We start from the raw sequence: 17,940 nt of genomic DNA on the forward strand, positions 1-17,940 counted from the left end.
ATATAAAATCAATAATCAGATTAATAATAAATTAGAAGAACAATAAGTATTTATTTAAAGTTATCTAGCAAGAGGAAAATTAACTATTGATAGTTTAAGAAATAAAGAAAGGACACGGTTATGGAAAACCGACACGAAGAACAAAGCAGACCTATTTCATTCATTAAAAACCAATATGATAGCAATATTAAACAACAACCATTAAAAATTGGCTTATACGCAAATAAAGGTAGGGTCGTAGTTATTGATAATAACTCACCATTATTAAAAAACTTAAGCCTTAACCCTACATCTTCAAAAGAAGGCAAAGCCGCTCATGAGCTATTTAGCTGGCTTATAAATAAGCCGCGAATTATAGGAGAAACTCAAAAAAACTACATTGTTAGCACGTTACCAGAGTCTCAATTTTCTGGTTTCACGTTCCATCCCAAGCAAGGCATATTTGTAGAAAGCTTTAATTCACCACATGAATGGATCGACGGAGAAGTCAGGGCACAGGCCCAACTCGCCGATTTATTGCTGCCAAGTGGGGAATGGCACCGCCATTACAGCATCGTAGCCTTGCCCGAAAGTGCTAATGACAAACAAGTTGAGCTCATTCGCCATTGGTTGGAGCTCACAGGTGGTAGTTTATTGATAGTAAAAGACAAACAAAAAAAAACATCAGCTTCTACTCAACAGTTAATCAATGAACTTCGTCCAGTAGAGCACATTGAGCTAGCCAGCAATACCTTAGAAAATCACAACTTCCAACAAGTTATTATCTTACCACCCCATACAATAAGCTCATTGAAGCTAACTGATGAATTACGAAAAAATAGTCAATATTTCTCAGTAACCATAAGAGATACCAATAATAACAAAATATTAAATTTACATGATATCCCAATTGCAGAAACATCATCTTGGCAAAAGATTGCCCATTCAATCGAAACCGATGTCAATAGAATGATGGCAGAGCACCGACTGCCTGCGGTTAAAATCAGCTATGAAAAGAATACATTAAAACTTGTTGGGGAAAATATCATTTTTCGCCAGTTTCAATTGAAACAAGTAAAACAAGTCATCTCTCGATATCGTAAGCAAAAAACCATCGCTCAAACTCTCCCTATTTTTGTGGCAGAAAACCCAGATGAAATACCCAATCAATTAACTGTAGGGGCCATAACAGGAAAACTACCCAATATCCCTCATATTAAGGGTTACAAAATCCTTGAACAGCCCCAATTTGGGCAACTAACACTAAACAGCACCACCAATAAATGGCAATATATTGCCAATAACACAAAATTTAAAACCCGCTCAGACCAGTTTGACTTTATCGCCATGCTGTCTAATGGGCAAAAATCCCAGCCTATTTCCATTCAGTTACAAACCGAAAATACACCACAACTCCGTATTCCTGGCAAACGGACATTTTCCGTTCCAGACCCGATTTATCATGAACCTCAACGGCGTTATCACCCAACACCAAGCGATATGCAAATCCATAATATTCAACTTGCACAAACTCATCTGCAGAATATGACAGATAAGCATATAAGCTTAACGGCTAATCGCTGGGCATTATTGAATATGGAGATAACCAGTGAAACCGCGGAAAAATCCCCCGATATTGAGGCGATTATCAGTAGTAAAGAAAGAAAAATATTAGGTCGAATAAAACTTACAGGACCAGACCATTTACCCAAAACATTGACAGCACTTCCCCGCCGGCCCAATGTCTCCGCACAAAACTGGCATCAACAACGCTTTACTGCCCCGCTAAAAGGTGAATGGATACAACCGGATATCAACATCATTATCACTGTTAATGGCAAACCCATTATCACCGAAGAAACCAACCAATATGGGGCGTTCTCCCCAAACATCACGCTTGATAGCCACTTAATTGTTCGTGTAGATAGCCACAGCTTATACCAACAAGGGCATGGCGTTTATTCAGACTCCCCATTAGGCTGGGGAAGAGAAGCTGTGTCAGTCTTGCCTATTCGGCAGCTCACATTGTATAGCTCTCCCGCCACAGTCAGTCACCCAAGCTTAACGCCATACGGTGAGGTAAATAAAAATCCTATGCCGTTTATTCACCCCTATTATGATAACCCTGAAAAAATCAGCTATCACCCAGGAGCCCAAATCTATTGGGCTTATAATAATAGCCAACAATACCAAACCGCTAACAATGCTGATTCTGATTACCAATATACTGCCATTGAAACCCTGCCTTCGAGTGTGTTCAATTCGCTATTAGGACTTGCATCACCCAATCACGGAGGGGGAGCTCACGAACCTAACGTGATGTTTCACGAAATTTTTGGTCATGGCCTTGGGTTGCCACATACGGACTCGCAAGCTCATAATAATCAGCCAACATACCCTTACCGCCCCTATGACCACGGTAAAAATCCAGCTTATAACCAATCTAGACAATATTATGTCACTTATCACGATCCCCACGACCCGCTACAACAGGCTATTCCGACTATGTTTTCGAGCTATGCTCCTTTTAGGAGCGATGCCTACGATGCATTTTTACCGCACGCAGATACCTACAACCAAAAAATCCACCAATTTTTAAGTAAAAGAGTACGTTGGCAGCCGAATAAAATAAAAGGTGTCGATAGTGAGGATGATGGATTTGCGGGGGAAGGGTTTTATCAACGATGGAATAAAGATTCTAAACAGTGGGTTACGCTAAAAAAAGAGAATTATTCAAAATATTATCACCGTACTCAAATTGAACAATTTCCTCATCAACGTGATGTCCCTATCTATTGGATACACATTCACTCAGCCAACATGGCGGACAATACACTTCACCCTTATAGTACGATTACCGTTGACCGTACCGTGGGTAATTTACCCGCTGATTATCACAACCTAAAAACAGGCGTAGGTCGTCCGTTTTATATTTACCATAATAATGCTTTAACGGTGACTTATGCCACGCCGAATGGGTTATTGACCGAAGTATTACAAATTCCACACGCAACGAGCTTCAATATTGCAGATAAAGGCGAATTAGTTCAATTCACCATACATAAATTGAACTACAAAAAAGAGCTCGGGCAACTTATTTACCACTATAAAAACCCGACCTCACTAGCGAATCGCATATTTGCAAAATATGATGGCCAAACATTACCTGACCACTTGCTCCTTGATAATTATTGGCAAGGCGCACCTGTTTTTTGGGCAGCAACAGAAGAAGGCTTAATTGATTTTTCGACGGGTAAAGTTGATGCCAACAAAATCACCTCAAAAAGTGCACTCTCGGCTAAATGGGTTGAAAATGGGCGTCTGCACCAACAATATTTTTCATTATCGGATCCCTTTGGGCAAGATGGGCAAGTTGATACGTCAATGAACTTTATTGCTCTTAATCATCTTGATACCTACAAAACTGGCTATTTATCGGCAAACATGAGCCACCATCAAATAATAGAAACACCACTAATCGCAGATATGAATATTGAGCAGCAGATTGATATTAGTGATTTAAACTTATCTAATGGACATTATACCTATTGGGTAACACTCATAAGCAGTGATGAGCAAAGACGGGTTCAAGAAAGAGTGCCTGTAGAGGAGTGGTTTTTTGCAATACAGCAAAATCAATTAACCCTAAAAGGCACGATAGACAGCACCCCAGGATTAAAACTAGATGGAATACTCATTCATATTGACCAGCACTTGCAAGACCATGTTGCACCGAAGTTGATTTGGCTTCAACAAAACCATCAAAATCTAGTGGGACAATTAGCAGAAAATACGGAACTTCTAGATGACAACCAACCGGTGGTATTTAATTCAGGAGTCATTTTGCCGGAGCTAATATCATCAATACCAGAAAAGGAACCTAGCTCCTTTTATTCATCAACGCTATCAATTCCGCAACACAAGCAAGCTGATATACTGCTAAGTGCGTAATCCGAAAATCAGGCTGTGTTATGCAGCCTGACCTTCTCACGATTAAACCATACGCTCTGAATGACTCATGCGTTTTGCTAAAGGCAACCAACACAATAATATGAGTGTCGACATTAAAAACATCAGTAGCCCAAGACTAAACTGCCCGTTTTGCGGTAATAATGCAGAAACCCAGGTAGCAACACCTGAACCTATATTTTGCAAGCCACCCACGAGTGCCCCCGCTGCCCCTGCTAAATAAGGGAAGGGCTCCATCGCACCTGTCGTTGCTAAGGGAAATAACATCCCCGCACCAAAGAAAAATACCGCTGCAGGTACTAACAGTGTCCAAGTATTCATAATCCCAAACCAACCTGGAATCCACATCATAAAGCCTGCCAATAGACAAATAAGAACGGAGTGCCACATCAAATTATAAAACGTTTTTCCTTCTCGCCCCGCATACCAAGCACCAAAGAAAGCAGCAGGAATAGGCAATATAAATAAAATACTCACAGTAATGCTATTGAGCCCTAAAACACCGCCCATTAATACACCACTACTAGCTTCAAATACGGCTATTCCAGCTAACGCGCCCACTAACATGGATAAATAAGATAGAAATGAACCGCTTGATAATAATTCCCGATATGACGCAATCATTTTATGTTTTTCAGGTGAAACAGGACGCGTTTCGGGTAACCAACGATACATGCTTAATAATACAGAAGCACCTAAGATAAACAGGAAAATATAACAAGCATGCCACCCCCAGAAATGCGCCAATATTCCACCGAACATTGGGGCTAATAATGGACTCACTAATATACCCATATTTAATAAGCTATTTGCATAACGTAACGCGGTGCCTTTATACAGATCACGAGGCATAGTTCTTGCCATCACACCTGCAACACCCGTTCCGAGGCCCTGCAACCCACTCGCTATAGTGAGTATATTTAATGTTGGCGCAAAAATCGCCACAATCGTTGAAAATAAGAAAATCGTTAAACCCGTTAAAATAACAGGTCGGCGACCAATTCGGTCAGATAACGGCCCATAAACTAACTGTGAAAAACCATAAGAAAATAAATAAGCCGCCATCACTTGTTGAACAGCACCAGAAGGCTCATTAAAATAAGTGGCAATTTCAGCAATGACAGGAACATAAATAGTTTGTGTCATTTGGCCGACCGCTGCCAATGCAATTAGCATTAATAGCAAATTAAAGTGTTCCAGCTTTCTCATTTTTCTCTCAGATACATCCAATAATTCAAATACACCCTATTTCAGACACAAAACAACGCTGCATTATCTCAATGTAATAACGCAAAATTATTTAGGTGCTTAATTATCAATATAAAATACCGCTCCACGCTTTGATATCATTTTAAATAAGCTTTTGTGTCATTTAAAATAAATGGCAAATAATGCGTTTTGCTTGAGTGTGACTAAGATAACAAAAGCCGCCACCTTTTCGTAGTAGTGCGACATTTTATGTTTTTCACTAATGGCAGTAATATTCGCCAGCATTGTCAACATAACTGTACATTAAGATTCAAAAAATATTCATTTAAAGAACAAACTACTGGAACACGTTATCGATAAGCATAAATAGTGAACTGTTTTAGTATTAAATCCTAGTGAGCCGTGCTTTGAGTTATTCGAATTATATATTTGTCATTTTTAGCCGGTAGATATTTGAAATATAAAGAGGTGGAATGTATGGCTAATTGGGTAACAGGAACAGTGACTGAAGCCAAATTTTGGACCGACTCATTATTCAGCCTTGTTATCAAGGCCCCGATTAAACCCTTTACAGCAGGGCAATACGCAAAACTTGGACTAGAAATCGAGGGAGAACGTGTCCAACGAGCTTACTCTTATGTCAATGCGCCAAGCGATGACCGACTCGAATTCTATTTTGTCATTGTACCAGGGGGCAAACTTAGCCCAAAACTCGCTAAACTAAAACCTAATGATACGTTACAAATTACGGATGAAGCGACGGGGTTCTTTGTTTTAAATGAAATCCCACCATGTAAAAACCTGTGGATGCTTTCAACAGGAACTGCTATTGGGCCTTTTTTGTCTATCCTACAAGAAGGCAAAGACTTGGATCGTTTCGAAAAAATTGTTTTACTCCACGCCGTCCGTTATGAGAAAGATTTAAGTTATTTACCCTTAATGAAAAAGTTGGAACAACAATATCAAGGGAAGTTAAAAATAGTTACCGTTGTCAGCCGTGAGCACTGCACAACCTCATTGCATGGCCGTGTTCCTGCGTTAATTGAAAGCCACGCTCTCGAAGATGCGGTTGGCCTGACACTTTCACCCGAGACCTGCCATGTCATGTTATGCGGAAACCCCGAAATGGTGAGGGACACTCGTGATACATTAAAAAATAGTCATCAAATGGTTAAACACTTGCGCCGCAAACCCGGCCATATCTCTAGTGAGCAATATTGGTAATGCAAAACACTACCCTGAAATATTTCAGGGTAGCATTCATGCTATGTGGTATTGGCATTATAGATAATCTACCGTTTCTGTTTCTTCACCATAGCGGTTAACCCCCTCCATTCCCAGAAAAGCACCGCAATCTATCACCATAATCATCGTAATAAATAAGGGTAAGAAACGCCCTATTCCCCATTGCCACACAGGTTCAAATTGACTGACATCGATTGAAAAGAGAGCAAATGCCAGCAAAATTAACGCAAACCATCCCCCCGATTTCCCTCGATCATGTAAACGCTTCACAAAGATAGCGGCCAAAGGGTAAAGTAGTAAAATAAATAACGATATAGCAAGCGTTTCAGAGAATAGCAGTACATTTTGTAACAGGGCAACTGCTGTCATTAAAATAAAAATGACCGCAATACCTACCCAAAATGGCCGGCGACCGATACGGCCTTTGAAGGAAAAAGCCCATTGTTGTAATGTCATTACCTATTATCCTGATACAATGTGGAAAACTAAAAATGAGTGGTTCAAAAATGACCCAAATTTTATTTCGTTCTGTATACGCCATCATAACCATTTTTGTACTTAGTGCGCCACAACTGGCTTTCGCTCAAAAAGTACCCACTTTGCCTGATACCGATTTCAAAGTCGCCTATTTAGCTCCAGATGCCCCTTCTTTTGAACTCACCATTCCAAAATTACGCAATCAATTCAATCAGGCTAATAAAGACTTATATCTCCATGAATATAAAGTTATTGCTAGCCAAGATATCTCCGCTCCCTATATTCGCGCAGCGTCTCGTATTAACCAACAGATATACTCCTCGGCAGTGTTAGAGCGTGGTAGTGAAAAAATTAAAAGTTTACAAATTACATTACTGCCATCAGATGACCCACAAGAAACCCAAAAGAATCGGCAGTTAATGGAAAACTATACTATTGCAATGATCCATATATTTGCCCCAGAAGTTTCACTGGACAACGCCCCTGCACTTACAGAAGCCTTAAATAAATTTATTGCCAATAATAATGCGACTCATGCTGAAGAAGCGCGATTAGGCGCTTTAAGATATATTTTAGTAAAAAGTGACAATAATGTGCTTACTTTTGCTGTTGAACCGATTAAGCTAGAACAACAAACACCCTAAACTGACTGTGATCACGCTCTAAGAACAAGCATGATGAAAAGCAAAGCTATTATTATCTATTGTTCTTATAATGCGGAAGGTGAATGGCGACAACATTGTCACGTTGCGCGTGTAACATAAGCGTGTGATGAATAACTTATTGATTAATCATTAAAACTCTCTGGTTGGAGGAAATAACATGCGACATCCATTGGTAATGGGTAACTGGAAACTGAACGGCAGCACACAGATGGTCAATGACCTCGTCGCTGGCTTGCGTAATGAACTAAGCAGCGTTGATGGCTGTGATGTAGCTATTGCACCACCTGCAATTTACTTAACCCAAGCTAAACACGCGTTAGCAGGTAGCCGTATTGCGTTAGGTGCACAAAACGTTGACGTTAACTTATCAGGTGCATTTACAGGTGAAACCTCTGCTGAAATGTTAAAAGATGTTGGCGCCAAATACATCATTATCGGCCATTCAGAGCGTCGTACTTATCACAACGAAAGTGATGAATTTGTCGCTAAGAAATTTGCTGTATTAAAAGAACAAGGTCTGATCCCAGTACTGTGTATTGGTGAAACTGAAGCTGAAAATGAAGCAGGCAAAACCGAAGAAGTATGCGCTCGTCAAATTGATGCCGTATTGAACTCTTTAGGTGCAGAAGCTTTCCAAGGTGCCGTTATCGCCTATGAGCCAATCTGGGCAATCGGTACAGGTAAGTCTGCAACACCAGCTCAAGCACAAGCAATCCATAAATTTATTCGTACTCATATTGCGAAGAAAGACGCTGCTATTGCCGAGCAAGTTATCATCCAGTACGGCGGTTCTGTTAATGCGAGCAACGCGGCTGAGCTATTCACCCAACCAGATATCGATGGTGCCTTAGTGGGTGGGGCTTCTCTGAAAGCTGACGCTTTTGCTGTTATTGTTAAAGCAGCCGCTGAAGCGAAAAAAAACAAATAAGGTTATTATAATACCTTGAGATTAACCGCCAAATATTGGCGGTTTTTTTGTATTAATTAATGTATCTAATTCATAATGAAATCTATATCTGCAATTTCATTCCTATGATCCAAAATCATATAAATAATTATAATTTAATTTTTAATAAAAAATAATTAGATTTAAAATTAATTAACAAACAAATGATTAAAAATTCAAAAAAACATTATTAATAAAAATATAAATTTATTTTCAAGGAAATAAAAATAACCATAATAACAGTGAGATATGAGTCACTAACACTTTGCCTTATATATACCATCTATCACCCATTAAATAATAACGGTAGACAACCCATAAAAGTTAATACACATTTATCTCGCTAATCGCTCAACTAGATAATTAACATTAATAACTTTTACTCTGAAGGATAAATATGAAATATATAGTTGGTTTAATCTATAGTATCATAATTATATTCCCTGCAATTTGTTTCTCTGAATTAAACAATGACTCTTGGCGAGTTAATACTAATATTTATTTGGAAATAGAAGAATACCAAGGTCAACGTGATTCATTTAAAAATAAAGTCTACGATAAAATCAGCACAGTTGGGCAATTAAAGCTATACAACCCTAAATCTGACTGGCGCTTCACCCTAGATCATCGTGAATCCTTAAGGAATCATGGTCGCAATTTCACGACTTCACGGGACTCTTATATTCGAAACCGCACACAAATTGATGCTATCAAAAAAATTCTCAACACCTCAAAATCAGACTTAGAACTTGGTTTTCGTTACAGAAAAGAGTCAAACGATGTCGAGCCCAACACCAAAGCACGCTCTTCGAATCGTTTATATGGCTTAACCCCAGCCGGTGAGTACCGCTTCAACGATGATTGGTCTTTTAATTTTTGGCTTTCTTATTTTTATTACAGTAATTATTTCAATGACAGTAGCCATGAAGCAGAAACTGAATATGGTGTGACTTACAAATATTCAAATGCATTAAAAGCAAAACTCACTGTTTATATTGACAACCAATGGGATAAAAATTTCAGTACCCGCTTTTTACAATCGCAAGTTCGTGCTTACTTACCCATTACCATTAAGCCTAACTGGAAAATTACACCATATGTGCGTTATTTCTTACAAGAAAACACCTATGACAAAAATAATTATTTAACACAGGAAATTAAAAATGGCTTCCGTATTGGCTCCCGCTTGGAATATAAAGCTACACCATCCCTGACTTTATGGAGTGAACTTGCCTATGAACCTTCAACATGGAAATCACCTAAAAAGAATGAAATCACGTCAGGGTATGATAATAAACAAACGCTATACCTCGGTAAAATTGGCGTAAAATACCAATGGTAACCTTTAATTTGCCATCAACTTATTTTTCATAAAAAAACAAGCCATATGGAATATCATGTGGCTTATATATTTTAAATCACAAAACCATTTAAATATAAGAATAAAACATTTCGAAAAGCAAATAATCAGTTGAAATATTCACTTTTAACGTTAAATTTTCGATTTAAATACCATTTAATTATAATTTATACTTACGTCACATAACAAAATAATATCAAACTGAAATTATTCTAGGTTAAAATCAATTATTCTCGAAAATTTACTATTTAATATCAATTAGATAAATAAAAACCATCTCAACATTTATTTGTGCTCTATTCCTCTTACTCTAAAAGAGAGAATACTATCAACTGTGAGCACTCTCACATCATAAATATATCCAGCCACTTATTATTTTTCGAAAAATAACCTAGAGAAAATGAAAATGAATAAATTCACTTTACTTAGTGCTTGTATTTTCAGTGCGTTTTCAATGGCTAACCCAATAACACAAGCCCAATTGAATGAATTATGGCAAGACAAACAAAAGTCTGCTCAAGAAATAGTGGATAATATGTCCGAGGCTGAGAAAATTGGTCAGCTATTCATGCTGGATTTTAGATATTGGAATAAAGACAGTAATGGGGAACCCGCACCATTTTTGGCTATGAATGATGAGGTTTCTAAGGTTATCAATCAATACCATCTCGGATCAGTGATCCTATTTAGAGAAAATCTGATTGATACACCACAAACTGTGGAGTTAATTAATAAACTTCAATCTTCCCGCAGTAACCTTCCATTATTTATTGGCACCGACCAAGAAGGCGGCTATGTCACCCGCTTACGCGTAGGCACCGAAATGCCTGGTAATATGGCTCTAGGCGCAACACGTAACCCAGCCCTTGCAGAGCTAACAGGGATGATCCACGGATATGAGCTATCCAGTCTTGGTTTTAATATCAATTTTGGTCCAGTTGTTGATGTTAATAACAATCAAAATAACCCAGTGATTGGGGTACGTTCATACTCAGATGATAAAAATTTAGTTGGAACTCTGGCCACCAGCTATATTCAAGGTATTCATAAATATAATTTATTGACGTCACTTAAACATTTCCCTGGTCACGGAAATGTTTCTGCTGACTCTCATGTTGATTTACCCGTTGTTAATTCTGACGCAAAAACATGGCGAGATACTGAACTCGTCCCATTCAAATACGCGTTATCTCATGGTGCTGATGCCGTCATGACCGCACATATTATTGTACCAGCACTGGATGACCATAAGATCACCACACTTGCCGGTAAACAAGTTGGCACCCCAGCGACGCTTTCCAAACCTATTTTGCATGATATTTTACGTGATGAGCTCAACTATGACGGCTTGATAGTGACAGATGCCATGGATATGGGGGCTATTGCAGACAATTTCGATATTAATTGGGCGGTAGAAACCTCGCTACTTGCTGGCTCAGATATTATTCTTATGCCAATCAAAATGTGGGACTCCCAAGCGGTTTCTCGTTTAGATAACATGTACCGCTATTTAGAAACACAAGCAGAAAAAAATCCAGAACTGAAGAAACGTATTGATGAATCCGCAAAACGTGTGGTGCTGAAAAAGCTTCAGCAAGAAATTACGGCACAACCTGTAGACTTAGTGAAAGCGGAACAAGTCGTCGCATCAAAAGGTCATAAAGATATTGAAAATATGGTTTCTGAGCAGGCTATCACATTAATTAAGAATGAGAATGTACTGCCTTATCAATTAAAACCACTCAATCGAATTTTCACTATTTCTGATGAAAAGCCACGTAATTCCTTAATTCAAAAACAGTTAAATGATATCGCACAAGAAACGGGAGTTGCGATTATTACAGGCGAAAGTGTTGTTAAATTAAATGAAAACACACTAACTCAAGATGAAGCAAAAAAACTGGTGCAAAACCAAGATTTGGTATTACTGACGACCTATAATTTAAAGGATACGCCAACGAATGCTCAGCTTATCATTGATGCTGCAAACCAACTTAAAACCCCGATTGTTGTTATCTCTTCACGTAATCCCTATGACATTGCATACCTAAACAATGTAAGCGCAAATATTGCCATCTATGGTATCACTGGATTTGATATCACCAATAATAACCGCAATTCATTAGAAACCAATATTCGTAGCGGGTTACGGACATTATTTGCTAATACTCATGGCCAGCCGTTAAACCCACCTCAAGGGGTGCTACCCGTTAATATCAAAACCCCACAAGGTAACAAAGTCCTGTTCCCTTATGGTCATGGCGAAACTTACTCCACAGTCAATTAATTACACAGCCTATTAATTATTTAGCAATGATTCCGCCTTTATACCTCCACGGTATAAAGGCCAGATACTAACGCCTTGAATAAAGGCCAGATACTAACGCCTTGAATAAAGGCATAAAAAAATAAAATACACATAAAAATTAAAGGGTTAAAATGAAAACTTCACTGAATGGTTTACTTTTTGTTACGCTCACAGGATTGGCAACATCCGTTTTCGCAGCCGATCAGGTCAACAATGATTACTGGCGCGTTTCTTCCAACGTCTATATGGAACTCGAAAAATTTGAAGGGCATCATAATACCAGCGGTCGTAAGGTCTACGACAAAACCACGATGGTTGGGCAGCTATTTTTAGTGAATCCTGAATCAAAATGGAGCTTTTTTCTGGAACATAAGGAATCATTAAGAAGCTACAACCATAATTTTTCAACATCCAAAGACTCTTTTATTCGTAATCGTACACAAATTGGCGCTACTCGGAAAATGTATGCCAGCGAGATTGGCCAGTTCAATTTAAATGTCACCTATCGCAAAGAATCCAATGACTCCGCACCAGGTACACAAGCGCGCCCATCGAATACGATGTTTTGGTTAATGCCTAGCGGGACATACAATTTCAATGATAAGTGGGCGTTTAACTTTTGGGATGCGGTTTATCACTACGACAATTTCCACGCCCCCAACAGTTATGAGTGGGAATCCGAGCACGGGCTTGTTTACAAGGTCAATGATTCCGCAACCGCCAAAGTCTATCTATACACCGATTGGACATGGGATAAAGACTTTAATAAGACATGGGAACAAAACCAAATTCGCGGTTATTTTCCTATCACGTTAAACCAGGATTGGAGCGTAATGCCTTATTTTCGCTATTATTTAAATGAACATAACTACGATAGCAACAAACGTACAACTCAGAAGGTTAAAGACGGCTACCGTGTCGGGACACAGGTTTTTTATAACTTAACACCAAAACTAACGCTATGGGGCGGCTTCGCGGTTGAACCTAGTACTTGGGAAAATCCCAAAAATGCAGGTATCACCTCTGGTGGCAATAACCGTCAAACATTTTATCTTGGCCAGTTAGGTGTCAAATACCAGTGGCAATAAATTAACCTCATTCCTAGTCTGCCCCTCACAGGCTAGGAATAATACCCCATTTTAATCCTGTTTTTATTATCCCCGCCCTTAACTATCATTACTCAAAATATTTATTACACCTAAGATAATACTCTAAATAGTTCAAATTGTAGGTAGGCGGCAAACAAACGAGGCCCTAGGAGCATACACCAGTATGTGACTAGGGCGAGTGCGTGCAGCCAACACCCCTACAAATTGAAATATGACGAGTATTTAGGAGCATACACCAGTATATGACTAGGGTGAGAGCATGCAGCCAACACCCCTACAAATTGAAATATGACGAGTATTAGCGTTGAATGATTTCGTCGAACACCCCTCCATTCGCAAAATGGGTTGCTTGCGCGGCTTGCCAGCCCCCAAAGCTGCCATCAACCGTCAGCAGTTTTAGTTCAGGAAACTGTTGTTGATATTTTTTGGCCACTTCACTATTTCGTGGTCGATAATAGTTTTTAGCTGCAATTTCCTGCCCTTGCGCAGAATAGAGATGCTCTAGGTAAGCTTCTGCAACCGCCCTGCGGTCACGTTTATCGACGGTTTTATCGACAACAGCGACGGTTGGCTCAGCGAGAATCGAAATACTTGGCGTCACAATTTCAAACTGCCCGCTTTCCCCTAACTCATTGATGGCTAATAACGCTTCATTTTCCCAAGCAATTAATACATCGCCGATACCACGTTCAACAAAACTATTGGTTGCGCCACGAGCCCCTGAATCGAGGACTTCCACATTTTGATACAGCTGTTTAACAAACTGCTTCGCTTTTTCAGAGTCTTGCTGGTTTTTATCTAATGCATACCCCCACGCTGCGAGGTAATTCCAACGAGCTCCACCAGAAGTTTTCGGGTTGGGTGTCACCACAGAGACATCTTTACGGACTAAATCGTCCCAATCGTTGATGTTTTTCGGGTTATCTTTACGAACTAGAAAGACGATAGTCGATGTATAAGGAGCTGAGTTATCGGGAAGTTTTTCTATCCAGTTTTTATCTATACGGCCACTTTGTGCAATAGCATCAACATCGTAGGCTAAAGCTAACGTCACAACATCGGCTTCTAACCCATTCACCACTGATATGGCTTGCTTACCTGAGCCACCATGAGATTGGCGAACAGTGACGGTATCCCCCGTTTTCTTTTGCCAATAATCACTAAATTCCTGATTATATTGCTGATAAAACTCACGAGTTGGATCATAAGACACATTCAACAATTGAATGTTTTTCGCCCATGTCCCTGTCGCTAACAGCAATAGCAATGCTGTCGTGAATTGTGATTTCTTTACCTGCCATGAACGTGTCATTTGCCTTCCCTCATTAAATTTGCGATAAGGAGAGGCTGACAGATAGCATCAATTACGGGAAATAATTAAAAAGAAAAACTTATAAGAATGAGGAATATATGAACAGAGTATTATCTGGAATACAGGATCAAACCTGCATAGTGGGAAATCACTATGCAGGAAAGATTTGCAATTATAGAGGGATTAGTACAGCTTCTTCGCTGTATCAAACCAATCCTTCTTAAAGACGCGCTTCATATTCATAACCGCATCAATAATATCATGATGGACTAATTTTTCATTTTGAATACCCACACAGCGCCCGCCGTAGCCTTCCAACAGAAGTTGAATGGAATAAGCCCCCATGCGTGATGCTAAAATGCGGTCATAAGCAACCGGAGAACCACCGCGTTGGATATGGCCTAGAACCGTTGCACGGGTTTCGTGGTGTGTTTCCTGCTCAATATATTTCGCTAATTCACCCACATCACAAACGTGTTCGGTAATAGCGACAATCGCATGACGTTTGCCTTTTTCAATACCACGTTTGATTTCTGATAATAGTTCTTCGCGGTCAAAAGCCATTTCCTGCTCAGGTAACACTAAGAACTCACAGCCCCCAGCAATCGCAGCAGATAGCGTTAAATCGCCACAGTAGCGACCCATTACTTCAACAATAGAAATACGTTTATGGGACGTCGAGGTATCGCGAAGGCGGTCAATAGCCTCAACAACCGTTTCAAGTGCAGTGAAATAACCGATGGTATAGTCTGTGCCAGCAACGTCATTATCAATCGTTCCCGGTAATCCAATACATGGGAACCCAGCTTCCGTCAGTGCTTTAGCCCCCAAATAAGAACCATCACCACCAATAACAACTAATGCGTCAATATGATTTTTCTTCAGATTATCGAATGCGACTGCACGCACTTTTTCATCACGGAATTGTGGAAAACGAGCTGAGCCTAAGAAGGTACCACCACGGTTAATCATATCTGACACGCTATACCGGTCTAATTGCTTCATGCGGTTTTCATATAGGCCAAGGTACCCGTCAAAAATACCCATGACTTCTAAACCTTCACCCAATGCCGCGCGAACCACACCGCGGATCGCTGCATTCATGCCTGGCGCGTCACCACCACTCGTTAAAACCCCAATTCTTTTAATCTGCTTGACCATGATGACCTCTGATTAATGAACATAAAATTGCAAATCGATAAAACCGTTACGCTGCTAATCTTTTTAACGCTAATTACGCTGGCTTACCAGTGCTGAATTGATTCACCTAGCAGCATAATACGGCAAAGAGTGAATTATGCATCTGCTTTCCATCAAGCTTTTATGTTTTATTGTGATCCAGTTTACATAATTCTAGCCGAACACCCCAATAGGTAAATCTTTCAATGCAAAAAAAGCCCTAGAGTACCAACTAAAGCGAATTACCCTAGTTGAATCTTAGTTTGAAATAAAAATTAAGTATTGATGATAACACTTAAATTCCTTCGATGCTGTACCTATAAAACAAAAGAAAAGCACCATTTGGTGCTCTTTTAATTAACGAACAAAAACGAAAATAAAATTGGCCTATGTATAGTAATAACGCGTTAAATGGAAAAAAATAGGCGCAGCAAAACACAATGAGTCAATGCGATCCAGCATGCCCCCATGTCCTTCAATAATCGCCCCAAAATCTTTAATGCCACTATCACGCTTAATGGCTGACATACATAACCCTCCCACAAACCCCATAATAGTAATCGCTAATGACATCAGCCCCGCAACCCACCAGCTAAATGGAGTTACCCAGTAAAGGCAAACACCAATAAGTACTGAAGATAATACGCCGCCAATAAAGCCTTCAATGGTCTTGTTTGGGCTCAGCTTAGGCACAATAGGCCGTTTACCCATTAACTTACCAAAAACATACTGCAAAACGTCTGAAATTTGCGTCACAATAATCAAGAAAAGTAATAATTTTACGTTTTCGCCTTCATAACCTTGAATATTCAGCATCAACAACGCGGGTACATGACTCAAACAGAAAACAGCCACCAACATTCCCCACTGAATTTTTGCTGTTCGCTCAAGAAAATGAAAGGTATCTCCCGCTAAAGCAATGCGAGTTGGCAAGAAAAGGAAGACAAAAACAGGCACAAAAATTGAAAATAACCCATACCATTCAATACCAACTAAGACATATTGCAATGGAATAAAAACAAAAAAGCACCAAAATAATGCTTCATGGTCACTGCGCCGTGTTGGCGTTAAGGTAATAAACTCTCTGAGTGCAAAAAACGATATCAGCGCAAATAAGATCACCACACCTATATTGCCAAGCACAACAGCCAGTACACAAATAATGCACATGACCCACCATGCGCGAATACGTGCATTCAAATTATCAATTGTTGGATTGCTTTTTTCACCTGAATAACGGTATGCAAGAATACCACCAACAACACTGGAAAATACCAGTATCCCAAAGACACCTGACAACAATAATACTAATTCCCTGTCCCCAATATTCATGGCATTAGCTCCTCAAGCGCTACTTTTGCTCGCTGCAAAAAAGCGATTTTATTTTCATTTTCCATAAGAGGCTCCAGAGGCTTACCAACGATAGCTGAACAAATCACCGGCACAACAAGCTTTGACCCCTTCGGTAACACACGATTTAAATTTTCCAAATAAACGGGAACCACTTCAACATCAGGGTATTTTTTCGCGAGATGGTAAAGCCCACTTTTAAATTGGCTTAAAGTTTCCCCATCACCACGCGTGCCTTCAGGAAAAAATATTAATGAATGCTTTGCCTCTAATACTGACTCTAAAGGAGCTAATGTATTGTTTTGAGCCGGCTTATCACCTTTTCTATCGACCAATACCGCCCGAAAAACCTTATTAACTAAATAACGTCGAAAGGGTGTTTTGACCCAATAATCTTTAGCAGCAACCGGGTGAACAAAATGACGCATTAACGGCGGTAACCCAGACCAAATAACCAAACCATCAAGATGGCTTGAATGATTGGCATAATAAATACGTGAAGCCATTGAAGGTTGGCACCCTACCCAACGAGTGCGAACACCCGTTAATAAACGGCAGGTTCCCGATAACAGCATGCCCATTCCCTTAGCTAAAAGAGAAATTCTCTGCACTTTTTCCATCTTTTTTCCTTGCTAACGTTTTATCAAACGAAAATTTGCAAAATTACGAAAAGACCTGAATATCGTTTAATTAACAAGATAGAGAGTCGGTTACAGGAGCACAACGGGATAAGTTCTGATTTGCAATATAAGAAAAGTAATATTGAGATAAATAGCAGGAAATACGTGATTGGTGTAGCAATATATCATCATATTACTACACCAAAATAACA

Annotated in this window: 14 protein-coding genes; 7 read left to right on the forward strand and 7 right to left on the reverse strand. The window is 39.5% G+C overall.

The window, feature by feature from the left end; genetic code table 11:
• The first annotated feature begins 120 nt into the window (after positions 1-120).
• Complete coding sequence (locus PSF09_RS16910; RefSeq protein ID WP_272684202.1) at positions 121-3,930, forward strand: hypothetical protein; 3,810 nt, start codon at positions 121-123, stop codon at positions 3,928-3,930.
• A gap of 42 nt (positions 3,931-3,972) precedes the next feature.
• On the opposite strand, the gene emrD is transcribed toward PSF09_RS16910, so the two are convergent.
• Positions 3,973-5,157 carry a multidrug efflux MFS transporter EmrD gene (emrD, locus tag PSF09_RS16915; protein ID WP_102140628.1) on the reverse strand — a complete coding sequence of 395 codons (1,185 nt, stop codon included), beginning with the start codon at positions 5,155-5,157 and terminating at the stop codon, positions 3,973-3,975.
• Positions 5,158-5,316: 159 nt separating this feature from the next.
• Complete coding sequence (locus PSF09_RS16920) at positions 5,317-5,451, reverse strand: hypothetical protein (RefSeq protein ID WP_272666323.1); 135 nt, start codon at positions 5,449-5,451, stop codon at positions 5,317-5,319.
• Positions 5,452-5,634: 183 nt separating this feature from the next.
• On the opposite strand from PSF09_RS16920, the gene fpr reads away from it, so the two are divergent.
• A complete protein-coding gene (gene fpr / locus PSF09_RS16925) occupies positions 5,635-6,381 on the forward strand; it encodes a ferredoxin--NADP(+) reductase (RefSeq protein ID WP_102140627.1) in 747 nt (248 codons plus the stop codon).
• Positions 6,382-6,438: 57 nt separating this feature from the next.
• Here the strand turns inward: fpr and PSF09_RS16930 are convergent, their stop codons facing one another.
• On the reverse strand, positions 6,439-6,858 hold the full coding sequence (locus PSF09_RS16930) for a DUF805 domain-containing protein (protein ID WP_004907027.1): 420 nt from the start codon (positions 6,856-6,858) through the stop codon (positions 6,439-6,441).
• Between the two features lie 35 nt (positions 6,859-6,893).
• Between PSF09_RS16930 and PSF09_RS16935 the strand changes: the two genes are divergently transcribed.
• From PSF09_RS16935 to PSF09_RS16955, 5 genes are all read left to right on the forward strand, one after another.
• Positions 6,894-7,523, forward strand: a complete 630-nt coding sequence (locus PSF09_RS16935; RefSeq protein WP_202981446.1) for a DUF1454 family protein — start codon at positions 6,894-6,896, stop codon at positions 7,521-7,523.
• Between the two features lie 178 nt (positions 7,524-7,701).
• Positions 7,702-8,472: a triose-phosphate isomerase gene (tpiA, locus tag PSF09_RS16940; RefSeq protein WP_004907024.1), complete on the forward strand. Its 771-nt coding sequence runs from the start codon at positions 7,702-7,704 to the stop codon at positions 8,470-8,472.
• Between the two features lie 415 nt (positions 8,473-8,887).
• Entirely contained in the window at positions 8,888-9,832 is a 945-nt protein-coding gene (locus PSF09_RS16945) for an OmpG family monomeric porin (protein ID WP_272666325.1), read from the forward strand.
• Between the two features lie 424 nt (positions 9,833-10,256).
• On the forward strand, positions 10,257-12,137 hold the full coding sequence (locus tag PSF09_RS16950; protein ID WP_272666326.1) for a glycoside hydrolase family 3 protein: 1,881 nt from the start codon (positions 10,257-10,259) through the stop codon (positions 12,135-12,137).
• A gap of 152 nt (positions 12,138-12,289) precedes the next feature.
• Positions 12,290-13,246 (forward strand): OmpG family monomeric porin, encoded by a 957-nt coding sequence (locus PSF09_RS16955; protein WP_004907017.1) that lies wholly within the window; start codon positions 12,290-12,292, stop codon positions 13,244-13,246.
• Between the two features lie 319 nt (positions 13,247-13,565).
• Here PSF09_RS16955 and PSF09_RS16960 read toward each other — a convergent pair whose 3' ends face one another.
• The 4 genes from PSF09_RS16960 to PSF09_RS16975 form a co-directional block, all read right to left on the reverse strand.
• Positions 13,566-14,579: a sulfate ABC transporter substrate-binding protein gene (locus PSF09_RS16960; protein ID WP_102140624.1), complete on the reverse strand. Its 1,014-nt coding sequence runs from the start codon at positions 14,577-14,579 to the stop codon at positions 13,566-13,568.
• A gap of 183 nt (positions 14,580-14,762) precedes the next feature.
• A complete protein-coding gene (gene pfkA / locus PSF09_RS16965; RefSeq protein ID WP_004265237.1) occupies positions 14,763-15,740 on the reverse strand; it encodes a 6-phosphofructokinase in 978 nt (325 codons plus the stop codon).
• 405 nt (positions 15,741-16,145) lie between these two features.
• The gene (locus PSF09_RS16970; RefSeq protein WP_210839594.1) at positions 16,146-17,090 is read right to left on the reverse strand and encodes a phosphatidate cytidylyltransferase; all 945 of its coding nucleotides are present in this window, start codon (positions 17,088-17,090) and stop codon (positions 16,146-16,148) included.
• A complete protein-coding gene (locus tag PSF09_RS16975) occupies positions 17,087-17,728 on the reverse strand; it encodes a lysophospholipid acyltransferase family protein (protein ID WP_210839592.1) in 642 nt (213 codons plus the stop codon). Before PSF09_RS16975 ends, PSF09_RS16970 begins: the two co-directional genes overlap by 4 nt.
• Positions 17,729-17,940: the final 212 nt, after the last annotated feature.

Source organism: Providencia sp. PROV141 (genome assembly GCF_028481645.1).
Taxonomy (GTDB): domain Bacteria; phylum Pseudomonadota; class Gammaproteobacteria; order Enterobacterales; family Enterobacteriaceae; genus Providencia; species Providencia rettgeri.

What these genes read in the sequence shown, in the direction of transcription:
- PSF09_RS16910 (WP_272684202.1), top strand. Translation starts at nt 121, where the DNA reads ATGGAAAACCGACACGAAGAACAAAGCAGACCTATTTCATTCATTAAA.
- emrD (WP_102140628.1), bottom strand. Translation starts at nt 5,157, where the DNA reads ATGAGAAAGCTGGAACACTTTAATTTGCTATTAATGCTAATTGCATTG.
- PSF09_RS16920 (WP_272666323.1), bottom strand. Translation starts at nt 5,451, where the DNA reads ATGTTGACAATGCTGGCGAATATTACTGCCATTAGTGAAAAACATAAA.
- fpr (WP_102140627.1), top strand. Translation starts at nt 5,635, where the DNA reads ATGGCTAATTGGGTAACAGGAACAGTGACTGAAGCCAAATTTTGGACC.
- PSF09_RS16930 (WP_004907027.1), bottom strand. Translation starts at nt 6,858, where the DNA reads ATGACATTACAACAATGGGCTTTTTCCTTCAAAGGCCGTATCGGTCGC.
- PSF09_RS16935 (WP_202981446.1), top strand. Translation starts at nt 6,894, where the DNA reads ATGAGTGGTTCAAAAATGACCCAAATTTTATTTCGTTCTGTATACGCC.
- tpiA (WP_004907024.1), top strand. Translation starts at nt 7,702, where the DNA reads ATGCGACATCCATTGGTAATGGGTAACTGGAAACTGAACGGCAGCACA.
- PSF09_RS16945 (WP_272666325.1), top strand. Translation starts at nt 8,888, where the DNA reads ATGAAATATATAGTTGGTTTAATCTATAGTATCATAATTATATTCCCT.
- PSF09_RS16950 (WP_272666326.1), top strand. Translation starts at nt 10,257, where the DNA reads ATGAATAAATTCACTTTACTTAGTGCTTGTATTTTCAGTGCGTTTTCA.
- PSF09_RS16955 (WP_004907017.1), top strand. Translation starts at nt 12,290, where the DNA reads ATGAAAACTTCACTGAATGGTTTACTTTTTGTTACGCTCACAGGATTG.
- PSF09_RS16960 (WP_102140624.1), bottom strand. Translation starts at nt 14,579, where the DNA reads ATGACACGTTCATGGCAGGTAAAGAAATCACAATTCACGACAGCATTG.
- pfkA (WP_004265237.1), bottom strand. Translation starts at nt 15,740, where the DNA reads ATGGTCAAGCAGATTAAAAGAATTGGGGTTTTAACGAGTGGTGGTGAC.
- PSF09_RS16970 (WP_210839594.1), bottom strand. Translation starts at nt 17,090, where the DNA reads ATGAATATTGGGGACAGGGAATTAGTATTATTGTTGTCAGGTGTCTTT.
- PSF09_RS16975 (WP_210839592.1), bottom strand. Translation starts at nt 17,728, where the DNA reads ATGGAAAAAGTGCAGAGAATTTCTCTTTTAGCTAAGGGAATGGGCATG.